This window comes from Pseudomonas sp. ACM7 (assembly GCF_004136015.1).
GTDB classification, from domain to species: domain Bacteria; phylum Pseudomonadota; class Gammaproteobacteria; order Pseudomonadales; family Pseudomonadaceae; genus Aquipseudomonas; species Aquipseudomonas frigoris.
In genome coordinates this window covers 1931897-1944777 of the sequence record NZ_CP024866.1, presented here as the reverse complement: position 1 = coordinate 1944777, position 12881 = coordinate 1931897, and the positions used below count along the sequence as shown (strand labels likewise).

The 12881-nt window shown below is 56.5% G+C and carries 2 protein-coding genes; both read left to right on the top strand.

The features are described 5' to 3' along the window. The first annotated feature begins 59 nt into the window (after nucleotides 1–59). On the top strand, nucleotides 60–6968 hold the full coding sequence (locus CUN63_RS09200; protein WP_256657749.1) for a TcdA/TcdB pore-forming domain-containing protein: 6909 nt from the start codon (nucleotides 60–62) through the stop codon (nucleotides 6966–6968). Nucleotides 6969–7043: 75 nt separating this feature from the next. Beyond that, nucleotides 7044–12866 carry a TcdA/TcdB pore-forming domain-containing protein gene (locus CUN63_RS09195; RefSeq protein WP_165353243.1) on the top strand — a complete coding sequence of 1941 codons (5823 nt, stop codon included), beginning with the start codon at nucleotides 7044–7046 and terminating at the stop codon, nucleotides 12864–12866. Nucleotides 12867–12881 lie beyond the last annotated feature (15 nt).

Sequence of the window (12881 nt, the reverse complement as noted above, 5' to 3'; positions counted from 1 at the left end):
AGTACGACGCCGTCTTCAGGTATTACTCAGGCTGCATCGACTTGCTCGATTCGCCCCGGATGCTGGAGCCGCTTGGCCTGTTGAAGCAAGCATTGGCATCTTTTGTCGGGCCTGCCGGTCGACCACGACGAACGACTGAGTCGCTTCCTCCCGAGAGCGCGGCCCCCGACGTGACAGACATCTACGAACGGCTCGAAGGTTTCGAGGCTCGTTTGTCAAACGGTACGCAGCAGTTGCTGATTCCCAAAACAAACGTTCCTGACAATCTGCATTTTGTCTGGCTCGGCGGTGGTATGGGCGATATCCAGCGCGACTACATCAATATCTGGAAGCAGACATTGTCTGGGCAGGGTTACACCCTCAAACTCTGGTACGACAGCGATGCATTGCTGGCCTACGAAACCAATCGGATTATTGTCGAGGCAGCCAAGTCCGACGCCATGCTGAATGGCGGGCAGGCCAGTAGTAACGCTGTTGAGCTAGGCGACAAGTATGAAGAGCGGGTCATCGCTCTCAAGCAGCAAATGTTTGCGCACATTAATAAATCGGTAGAGCGCGGCGAGAGCGCCGACAACGCCAGGATCGATCTGTTGGTTCGAGCCTATAGCCAAGATGAAGGACGGTTGAAAGTATTAAGGGAAAAAAACCGCCAGAGTCTGTTGTCGCTGAAAGAAGGCGCTATTGTTCTTCGCGATCTCGCCACCGAGGCGACACCGTTGTACTTGCAGGACATCTACGAGCGAGAAATCAGCTTGCGTGGCAACTTTGCTGCCGCCTCCGATATTGTTCGCGCCGAGGCACTGTTCGCCGACGGTGGCAGTTATGCAGACGTGGATAACCTGCCTCCGCTGTTAGAAAACCTGGGGGGGGTGGATATCAGCCGGTTTGGCTCGGATGCACGCCTGGGTGTGTTGCAGTTGATACTTGACCACAGTCCTGAGTGGATGCCGGGACGGCAGGTTATACGCAGCAAGTACACAAACTATTTCGAGCAAATTCCCCTGGAACACCGTGAGGCGCTGGAGAATTTTGCCAAGAGCAGCCCTGATATCAGCAGTGTTTTCCGGCGCCCGGTAGAGCGCCAGGTGCGACCGGATGGACTGCGTGCCGTCGCCGAGCAAAGCACGTTGAGTAACGCGTTCTTGATGGCTCATCCCGGTTCAGCGATGCTCAAGGCTGTTCTTGACCGTTTCAGGCTTAACTATGAGGTGGTGGATGCCACCGCCCGGTTAGCCGTTGAAAGAAAGATTGCGCTTATCGACGCTCAGGCAGTCATTCAGGTTGCCAAGGAGGTGGTCGAGAAAAAGTTCGGGCCCTTGCATGAACTGTCGAGTGAGGAAGAAATAGCGGTCAGTTTTTTGATGGAAGCTGCCGCTACTTACTATAGCGACGGTATCCGTCCACAGAGTGAAGTGACCATTTATCTGACCGGGCCTGCTGCGATGCGCGATGGGCTGGCGGATTACGAGAAGATGCATTTCACCCCACGGGGCGCTGAAGCTTCGAGAGCTGAAGTCGCCATACCTGCCATCGCAACCGTCAACCGGGCGACCGAGGAGGAGCTGGATCACTCCTGGAAGGAGAACGAGAGTGACACGGCTCAATGGCTGAATAGAGAAAAGCAGCGTTGGGAGGCCGTGAAGTTCAAAACCCGCTATGCCGGTGATGTCACGCAGCTGCTCAAGTACCAGAGCATTGATTTCGAAGAAGGATGGCCGGTCATCGAAGGTCGTCATGTGTTGATCACCGACCTGTTGCAGCAACTGGCTGATGATCTCGGTGAGCCATTTCGCCAGGCGATGAGTCAGCGCCACAACGGCAGCGTGACGTTTGAAAAGTCATTGTCCCTGAGCTTCGATGACCGGCAAGCGATCATCGCTCAGGATGACAGCATCCGCCCCCCGGCTTCCCTCCTGGACACGGAGACACAAACTCTGTCGATGGATGAACTGCTGAGCCAGGTCGGCAAAGACCCGCTTCTCACGGTGAACCTAAACCCGCTGCAACGTCTTTTGCTGGGTGGCCTGTTGGGGGTCAATGCACTGGATAACCAGCATTTTGACGCCGCTAGTGCAATGCTTGAAAACCTTGCCAATACGATGTCGGAGTTGGGGGTCAGCCACCGTTACGGGATCATTGAACGGGAGCTGTTCAAGCAACGTCACCCGGCTTTCCTTGCTGGTTTGACGCGTGCTTCCAATCCGCCCGTGGCCCTGTCCGAAACCAGTGTCGAACTCAAGAAACAGGCACTCGAACGTCCGTTGACCCTGCAGGAGTGGGGACGGTTGGTTGCCAAAATTCAGCAAGTGTCGAAGCTCGAATACCGCGACCGGATTGGCGAACGAATCGGTGAAGTGCTGGAGAGCTTTGATCACGGCAGTTTCAAATTGGTGCCCCAGGATTTGTTGCTCGAAGGAGCGGGCGACCGGGTTGCTGGACGCTGTTACCCGCTGGCGCTGGCCATGGCTGCTGCGCTCCACAAAAACAGCACCGCGGCCAACAGCTTGCGGGAACGCTTTTACCTGGCAGTTACAGAACCTGAAGCCGCCGACTCAAGGGCGTTTTTGAGCATGATCGAGGAGCTGCGTGACGCCCCTGTCAATGAAACAGGCACGCCATTGATGCGCTCCGATCTGACTGAGATCGTAGCGATGCTGGAAGAAAAAACGGCCACCACCACCGTGATGCTCAACTCTGACAACCACTCGATGCTGGTTGCAAAAACGCTAGAGGGGCCGCATAGCACATACCTGCTCTACGATCCGAATTTCGGGATCTTCGAGTTTGCGACTGCCTCGGAGTTCGGTGAGGCGCTGACGCATTTTTTCATCCGCAAGGAGATGGCCAGGCATTACGCCGCTTTTGGGGATGTGGCGCGTCCGACCTTTGATCTGATTGAACTCAATGGTGCCGGGCTGAACGCCACGGTGCTTGCGTCCGGTGTTCAGGTCTCAAGCCTGTCGGAGCCAGGCGCGTTGCCGGAGCAAACGGCGCCGCGGGTAAGACAACGGCTGGCCAGTGCCCGAGGGCAGTCGCTGGTCAACAATGCGGTGCTGGGCAGTTCGTTGTTGGAACTGGACGCGCACTGGTGGGGTGGGCAGATCGCGCAGGCGACACGGCAATTGCAGGAGCAACACGGGCTGGCGTCGGATTCTGTTGCGTTGTTCGAGACACTGGAGATAACCCCAGCAGGGGAATACAAAATCAGTCTGGTCAACACCGATGCCGGGCAGACCATTGAGCGTGTCACCACCAGCGATCACCGGTTCCTGAGAATTAAAAACTTCCTTTCCGAAACCTTCCATTCATTGGCCGCTCGCCCGCGTGCGCCGGTCAATCCGCTTGATCCGACGGACGCCGGCAGCGTTCATACGCTCAATGCCGGGTTCACCGTACAAGCCTTGATGAACGTACTGCGTCATCACGAGACTGCAGCGAGCGGTGGTGACAAGGCCCTGACCACCGCTATACGCCTGCATGCCTACGTCAACTATGCCCAACTGGCCCATGGCAACGTGGTGGATTTGATTGGCGTTGTGAAACTGGTCCGTCAGGCACTGGACGATGAAAAGCTGATCGCCCGCACCAGCGCACCGTTGGTGCAAAAGGCCTTGGGGCATATCGCCAATGAAGGCGTCGGTACTGTGCTGGGGCTGGTGAATGTCGGGTTTGATATTTATCAGCTAAGCCACGCCACCAATGAGATTGAAAAGGCGCAGTTCGGGACGCAGTTGGCCTTTGACTCCGCGAGTGCGGTGGTAGGCGCAGCCGGTCTGGGGGCAGCCCTGGCTGGCGCGGGTACGGTGGCCTCGGTGCTGGGGGGCGCCGGGGTAATTCTTGGCGGGTTGGCAGTAGGCGTTACTGCGCTGGCCGAAGGTTTTGCGACGATTGCGGAGGAAGCCAAGGAGGTCGCGCTGTTTTTTGATGGGCTTGAAAAGTCGTATGTACAAGGCGGCTATTACCTGGACAATGCGTTGAATGCCTGGATTGCGCATCCCTTGGTTGTGTTTGCCGATTTGGATTTGCGCGCATCCACCGTCCATTTCGACAGCCCGAAATTGTTCCCCCTTCGGGACCATTTCGGGGTCCCGGATTTCGATGTGGATTACAACCGAGCCATCGATATTCGTCAGGGACTTGAGTTGCCGGACTCGGCGAGTTTCTCACCACAGGCAGGACAGACGATCGTTCTGCCCTGCAGACCCAAGACCTGGTACGGCTACGAATACAAGTTGCTGCCGTTTGTCACGTATCGTCATGCCGGCGGGTACGACACGGCACGTCGACTGGAGAAAAAGAACAAACAGGGGCAATGGCAGTTTCTGTTTTCGTTCTATTCGTTTCCCGGCGAGTACGTGGTCAACCGGCTGAACCCGGTCTACAAGCCAACGGTATTCAATGTTCGTCTCGATAACGTCGAGCGTTCACTGGCGGTACCTGCGCTGCCGAACGTGTGGCACGGGCTGGTGTCCTATCGGGTAGAAGGCGCAGGAGCTCAATGTTCCGTGCTGCTCAATCCCGGGGTGAGCCTTGAACTCGTCGCACCCGGTCACATTGCTATGCAATGGGTGCTGCTGACTCCATGGCTGGCGGAGACAGACATCCGGATAGAAGCGGGGGGACACCTTGTTTCGTGGGCGCTGGATGTGACGTTCAGTGGCGGTGGCGTTCACCATGTGTTGCTCAAGCTGTCGAACAACAAAATCGTGCGTGTAGATCTTGCTGCCTGTCGGCTGGAGGTTGTCGAAGAAGAGGCCGATCCGGCCCTCGGGGAACAAGCGTTGCTGGATCACTTCAAGACACTGACCCATGAACATCGCCTGGCCACGTCTTACACCCCCGTTCGCAACTTCGTGGTGCCGTTCGAAAAGCCGGACGAACCCAGGACGGTAGTCGCGTATTACGACTCGGCACAGGATCGTTTTCTGTACATCCGCGACCCGAATGTCCTGTTGTCCGATGAGGTGATATTGGGCGCGGTGTTGGAGGATTCGGCTTACTTCTATCACCCCGAGAGTTTCGATGTCTGGCAGGTCGATGCGATCACCGGGACGCTGGTTCAGCACTATCGTTTGCTTGTTAGAGCTGACCTGGCGATTGTCCGCTGTGAGGCCGTGACCAATGGCGGCATTCAGATCGTGCAGCAGCTCACTGGAAAGGACGGCCAGCGCGATGAACTGACCTTTGTGATCCATGACCGGGCCGTGTTGCTCAGCTCGATCACCCGCGGTCAGGATCCTGCACTGCAGGCTGTTTTGGAGGCTGACACGCTGACGGACTGGAAGCAGGTACTGGGCTACTATCACTTGCCGGTAGAGTCCGCCAATACAGTGAACTGGCGTCCCGGTGCGCTGGTTTCGATTTGTTGGCAGATCGATGAAAAGTGGCGGGATCTGGTTTGGGTGCGCAGCAGTGATGGGTTGATTATTCGTGCACCTGCCAGGCGTCACCGTGAGCGGGGATGGGCAGACTCGATCAAGGCCTTGAATGATCTTGTGCTCATTGCTCCCGCCCGTGTCGAGGGCGAAGTGTTCGTTACCTACGACAAACTTCACCAACGCCTCATGTGTCAGCAAAGGTCGATGGTGGATGGTCGCGCACAATGGTCGTCCAGCAACATCTCCCCCCCTGGGCTGAAAAATGTTGTCGCCGTTGAGCAGGACTATCTCGTCCTGACCGACTCTGGTCTGTTCTTTAACATTATGCCGGACGGGAATCTGAGACTCGGCGGGCTGACCGAGCACTGGTTCAAGGATCAAACTCAATGGTGGTCGGCGCTGGCAACGGTTGCGTTGCAATACCCGGTGCCGAGTTTTGCCATCCTGGGTTTGACCGGTTTCAAGGCCGGTTTGTGCGCCTGGTACTTGGGTGGTCGGCTGCTGCTCGCTGAAATGGGGCACGGCAAAGAAGTACGGTTGCTGAGTATTACTCCAGACAATCAGGCCACCTGGCTGTTCGATCTTTCTACCGGCAAGATTGTCCGTCAGGTTTTTATCGATCCAGACCACTTGAACACGGCATTTGCCCAGGGAACGAAACTGTTACTGGCTGAGGCATTGCCAGCCCCGACGCAGGAATGGGCGAGCTGGACCTTTAGCGACGTAACAGTGGAAGGCTCTGGCCTGAGGGCAACGACGCTTGAAGGTGTGGAGGTGGATTTACAGTACAACGAACCGGTACGGATTTCGGGCGTTAACAGCCATTGGGTTGCTGCACTGGAAGGTAAATTGAGTGAGGGCCTGGCGGCGCTGGCGAACGAACATCGATGCGCCGATTTTCTGTCCGTCAAAGATCCTGACTACCAACAATGGTACGTGGTCCAGACCGAACGGTTGATCCGCATTCCGAAGACCGCTATTGCTGCGCAATTCACGCTCGTCGGCACCCAGCATCAAACCAATGTGATGCTGCATGACAGCGGGGATGGTTTTTTGCACACCTATCCGCAAAGCAACAGGGTCGGGCCGCTCGACTATGTCCAGCGAAACGCCGAAGTACTGGTGATCGAGGAGTCGAAAACGCGTACGGACCTGCTCCCGTTGATTGCCGATGATGTCAGCATCCTGGTGCTCAAACTGGGTCAAGGTTCAACGACCTGTCGGCTTACCAGAGCCGTGTGGTTGAAACTTGAATCGGTCATTGTCGATTGCCGCCATTCGCTCGACCACTCGCCATCGGTTCCGGGAAAACTGATCTGGGATATCGTGGTTGCGGATCAGTTGTGGGCGAGCCGGGTCGATGAGCACCTGGTGATTGTGGATGCGGACATCGGACACAGCTTGATCTTTCGCGACGTGTTCTCGACCGATGTCGTTTTGCACCGGAACGTATTTCTGGCGATGAGCGGCTATCAGTCTTTCGCGGTGTCAACACTGGTAAGTACCCTGGTTGCCAGGAAGGGCAGCACGAGCAGTGTGTTACTCAAAGACATTTTGCCCACCGCAATAGTTGAAAAAATAGAAGATTGAGTTCTGACAGCCATTCACACATTGAACCTGTTCGATGTGTGAGTGGCTGTCGGCTTTTTTCATATGGATATGAAAATGAAAAGTACACCTACCGGAACACTGAATCAGACTGACACTTTTTCCACGCCGTTTGATCGCCGCGAGTTGGAGTTTGCGTTGAGCGGCTTCAAAGAAATGCCGGAGCACGCAGCGGCCTTGCGTTACTTCGATGGTGCTACCGAAGCGTCGAGTCTGGACGCCCAACTGACGCCGATAAGTCTGTTGAAGGAAACGCTCGAATCAATAAACCCGAAAGGTTCGTCTGCCACACTGCAAAAAGTTCGGGATAAATTGACGAACTATTTACTGCGTTTGAGTACAACGGTCGAACTGCTGAATACTGCCAAACCCGTCCCCAAGAAGTTGCACTTCGTCTGGGTGGGCGGCGGCATGGGCGCTATTCAGGGAGACTACATCAATGTCTGGCGGCAAATGCTTGCCCCGCAGGGTTACAGCCTCAACCTGTGGTATGACAGCGATGCTTTGCTGGCCCATGAGACCAATCGCATTATCGTCGAGTCAGCCAAGGCGCTGGGGACGATTTCTGCGCCACAAGGCGCCGTCGATACGCCTGCTGCGCTGGCCCGTCGTTACATCGAGCGAACTCGAGTGTTGCGACAGCAGATGTTCGAGCATATCCAGACTGTCACCCAGGCGGGCGGGAGTGCCGATCAGGCGCGGATCGATCTTTTAGTCAGTGCCTATGGCCAGGATGAAGGTGCGCTCAAGGCGCTCAAGGCCCGCAATCTTCAATCTCTGCAACACGTGGAAGTTGCCCATCGAGACATTCACGTAGAGCTTATCGATCAACCGTTGTTCGATATTTATGAACGCGAAATTTCGTTTCGCACCAACCTGGCGGCTGCATCCGATATCACACGTTTACAGGTTCTGAACGTCGAGAGTGGAACCTATCTTGATGCTGATTTGCTGCCGTCTCTGCATAAAGTGCTCGGTGGTGTGGATCTCGCCGCCTTCAGTGCCGAAGAACGTATAGGTGTGATGCAGGTATTGTTCGATCACAACCCGACAATACTTCCGAATCGGGGGCAGGCCTATGCGGATTTTCGCCCCAAGGTGCCTGAACAACACAGAGAGGCGATAACAGCATTTGCCAAAAGCATGCCGTCCCTCAGCGATATTTTTGCCCCGTTCAATGACGTCATGGTTGCGTCGAACGGTCTGCGTGTCGGTAATAAAAACACGCCTGATTCGATGACGAATCAAATCAAGACGCCATTCAACGGATTATCCAATGCCCTGTTGAGTGGTCATGCGGGTTCTGCGCAACTCGCCGCCGTTATGGAAAAAATTCGCAGCAACTATCAGTTCCTGGACCGGGTCGTTGCGCAGGCGTTGAGCAGCAATGTATCGCTTCAGGATCGCCAGGCATTTCCCGATCTGATTATCCGGGAGCTGGAGAAACAACACGGTCCGATTTCAAGCTGGAAGGCGAATCTGCAAAGCCTCAACAGTTTTTTGCAGGCGATCAATGACTATGATGCCGATGGCATCAAATTCGGTGCCCAATCGGCCATTGCGATGAGCGGGCCGACGGCGGTATCCAGCGGTTTGGGTGACTTTGTCGAAGACCATGCGGTGCTTGAAAGCCGCCAACTGATCAGCGACAAGGTTGACCTGTTCGACGGCTTTAACCTCGCCACCGAAGAAGAAACCCATCACAGCTGGAAAGACAATGCCAGGACTGAGGCGGCCTGGTTCGAGCTTGAAACAACAAAAGCGGGCCAGGGCGGCTATAAGGCCCATTTCAAAGGCAACATCACTGAGCTGCTTAAAGGTCAGCTTATGACGTTTGAAAAGGGTTGGCCTGTGATTGAAGGCCGCCCGGTTTTACAGACCGACATCTTGCAGCAATGGGTGGATGACCTGGGAGGCCCCTTCATCAGGGCCATGAACGAAAAACTCAGTGGCGACCTGAGCTTCGATAGGCCTTGGTCCCTGAGCTTCGATGAGCGTCAGCGGATCCTGGCGCAAGCCCGTGTCGAACTTCCGGTCTCGCACGGTTTTGAGCCGATCGGTAACTTGAATGAAATGATTGTCCGTATTGGCCACGGCTCTCTGCCGCTTGATCAACTGAGCCCGGTGCATCGAGTACTACTCGGTGGGCTGTTCGGCGCGCAGACGCTGGATAATGCCGGGTTCGACGATGCCTGGCAGCACACCCGAACCCTCGCGCAGAGCACCGCCGACCTGGGTTTCGCCCAGCGTTATATGGCCATCGAGCAGGCCTTGCTCGCACGCAGGCATCCTGCATTCGAAGCCGGGTTTGCAGCTGCCCAGGCAACGGTTGAGCCATCGAAGAACAGCGCTCAGGTGCTCAAGGCCCTTGCGTTCGAGAAGCCGTTGACGTTGCGCCAATGGGGCGAGCACATAGCCCGCATCAGGTTTCAGGCCCAATACGAGCTGCGTCACCACATCTTTCAGCGCAGCGCCACGGTGCTGGAAACCTTCATCGCGCAAGGTGCTTCGACGGGGAGGTTGATGCCTCAAGGATTACTGGTCAGGGGTGAAGGCGATCCCGGAAGACGCTGTTATCCACTGGTGTTGGCTATGGCGGCAGCTATCGAAAAAGGACCCTCGGCCGTGGACGCTTTGAGCGGCCGGTTGGCCAATGCCAACCTTGCACCCGACGCCAATGAAACCCATGCTTTTCTGCGGGCCCTTGATGAGCTGCGAACTGTGCCAATGGCGCAGTCGGGCACTTTATCAGGGGCGTCCGGACTGGATCAGGTCATGCAGACACTGGAAGCCAGGACTTCCACCAGTACCTTGATGCTCAACACCGAAAGCCATTCCATGCTGGTGGCAAAAATCGTCGACGGCGAGTCGATTGCCTACCGCTTCTACGATCCGAATTTCGGTGTCTTCGGATTTGACCAGGCGCAGGACCTGCACCGTGCTCTTGAGCAGTTTCTGAGCATTCCTGAGCTGGCCAAACTCTATGAGATCAGTCACCTGACGGAAGCGACGTTCAACCTCGTCGACCTCAATGGCCCACGTATCGCCGATCTGGCGCTGCCGTCGCAGATCAATGTGTCGGGTTTGCTGAGCCATGATCCGATCAGCACCGGTGTAACGGTGGCACCATGGGAACATCACGCTGCGTTACGGGCCCGTTCATTGGCGGAAAACGCCCGACTGGGGCGTGGACTGAACGAACTGGACGCCCGTCACTGGGCGCAGCAGATTCAGCACAGCGCTGATCGCCTCCACGCGGAAAGTAACCTTGGGCGAGACTTTGTTCCGGTGTTCGACAGTGTGCGAGAGGTATCGGGTGGACACTATGAAATCAGCCTGGTCAATCTCAAGGACCCCACGCTCACCGTCAGAGTGTCAAGCACCGACGGAGTTCTGTCGCGGATCCGCTCCTACCTGACGGAGACCTTCCAGACGCTGTCGGTCAAGCCGTCCATACCGGGCAAGGTTGACCCGACCGATGTCAGCGCCGTGCATACCTTGAATGCGGCTTTTACGGTTCAGGCGCTGCTGGTGGCGCTCCAGTCCCATGAGCAAATCAGCGACATCAATGAAGACCGGAGCCTGACGACTGCCGTGCGAATGCACGGGTACCTCAGTTACGCGCAACTGGCCCATGGCAATCTGCTCGACATCGTGGATCTGGTCAAACTGTTCAGGGTGGCGTTAAACGATGCACCGCTGGTGGCCCGGACCACCTCCTCGGTGGTGGTCAATGCGCTGGGACATATTGCCCGGGATGGTTTGGCCACGGTGATGCAACTGGCGACTCTGGGTTTCGATATCTATCTGCTGGCCAATGCCAAGGACGATCTGCAACAGGCGCAATACGGCACACAGTTGGCGTTCGATTCGGCGGGGTTGGCACTGTCTGTGGCCGGCATAGGCGCCGGCCTGGCCGGTGCCAGTACGGCGGCTGCGTTTCTTGGCGGGGCCGGTGTGATACTGGGCGGGTTGGCCATTGGCGTGAGCGCGCTGGTCGAAGGGTTCAACGGCACATTGGAGCGAGGACGGCGGATCGGTCAGTACCTGAACCGCGTCGATAAGGCGTATCGCTCGGGCGGTCACTCGATCAGGGAGGGCGTGTTTTATCCGAACCCTTATGCGCTCATCCGCGAGATTGATTTACGCAACCAGCGACTGACGTTCGGCAGTCAGGAAATTTTATCGGCCAACACCTCTGCGCTGCACCCGCCGAATCACAATCTTGATCGTTCGAAAGCCATCAACATTCGACAACACCTCGAGTTGCCGGAGCATGCGGCTATTGGCGATTTGACGACCTTTCAGGCCATTGTCCTGCCGTGTGTGGCCAACACCTGGTTCGGTTTCGATTACTCGGCCCTGCCGTTTTCGACCACGCGTTCCGAGCATTTTGAAACTGCGCTGAAGCTGGAGTACGACGCAGCAGGCAATCGCCAGTTCTGGTTTACCTTTTACAAGTTCCCCTCCGAATACATCATGCGAGACTTGAATCCGATAGAAGGCGAGACGACGATCAGTGTCTTGCTGGATCAGGAGCCGCGTTCGTTGCTGGTGCCCGAGCTGCCCAAGATGTTGCACGGCAAGCTGTCTTACAGGATTGAAGGGGTGGGTGGTCATTGCGCGCTGACACTCACTCCGGGCGTGCGTTCGGTCAATCTGTCACTGGCACAGAAGGCTCGCCCCATGGCCTGGACGCTGCGTGCGCTCTGGTTGAGCGAAGAGGATATCGTTGTCGGCGAAGGCCTTTTGAAGGTAGGGGCTGTCGACGTTCACGTCATGGGTACGCCTGAATTGGTTATCCAGACTTCGCATCACTCGTTTCGAGTTGACTGGGCGAAACAGCAATTGCTGCTCGAAGAGCTGGAGAGCGACCCGACTGTCGACACGGCGAATATCCAGGCCCGAGTCAGGAAACTGGCCCGCGCCAATCGTTTGGCCAGCCCGTTCACAGCGGTACAGAATTTCCCGGTTCCGTTCGCAGACCCACAAGAACCACAACTCACCACGGCTTTTTATGAGCAGGCCCGTGATCGTTTTATCTACGCTCGCGACCTCCCATCAGCACTGGCGAACCAAGCCAGGCTGGGCGCGGTTATGGGTGGGCAGGCGTATTTCTATTGCTCCCGGGAAGCACTCATCTGGCGCTCTGACGTGGTCACCGGGCGGGTCAATCGATTCTATAGGCTGATGGAACCGGTGCCCGGTTCGAGCATTTCGGTGTTCCAGGTCCTGGGGCAGGGGGTCATTCGGATTGTCCAGCAAGTGACCCAGCGCACTGGGCGTGAAGCCGAGGTGGTTTACCTGTTGGGTGAGGACGAAGTCTTGCTGCTGGCGATTGCAGGTCATCTGACCGACCGTCAGCAAGACCTGCTGCTCAAGAGCGCCATGCCAGGGTGGTCGAACTTCTTGTGGGATTACGAACTGCTGGTCAAGGACTCGAAACTTTGGCCTTTGACCCAAGTGAAAGTCGTGGATTATCAGCCAGCGGCGTTTGTCTCGATAACACCTTTGACACAGGGCAGAAAGGATCCGGTCAGCACGTGGGTCCGTGCTGCCGATGGCCTGGTGATTCGTCCCAATGTGCCGCAGGTTGAGGGGTCGGGCGGCGCGGTCAGCCCGATGTTGCTGACACCCGCGACCAGCACGGGCGATACCGTCCTGTTCTTTGACAAGCGCAATCGGACCCTCTATCGCCAGAAGATCGGGATGACCGTCACCGGTGTGGATGCCCAGGCTGAGCCTATCGGGCCCTGGAATGTGATTGAAATCATCGCCAATGAAAAACGCTACGTTGCGTTGACCAGGGACGGGCTGTATTTCGATATCAACGAGCAAGGGCAGTCGCAGCTGGCCGGAGTCAACGAAGACTGGCTGTAGGATGCCAGAGGGCCG

Excerpts from the sequence above, each read along its gene's own strand:
- CUN63_RS09200 (WP_256657749.1), top strand. The coding sequence starts at position 60 with ATGCTGGAGCCGCTTGGCCTGTTGAAGCAAGCATTGGCATCTTTTGTC.
- CUN63_RS09195 (WP_165353243.1), top strand. The coding sequence starts at position 7,044 with ATGAAAAGTACACCTACCGGAACACTGAATCAGACTGACACTTTTTCC.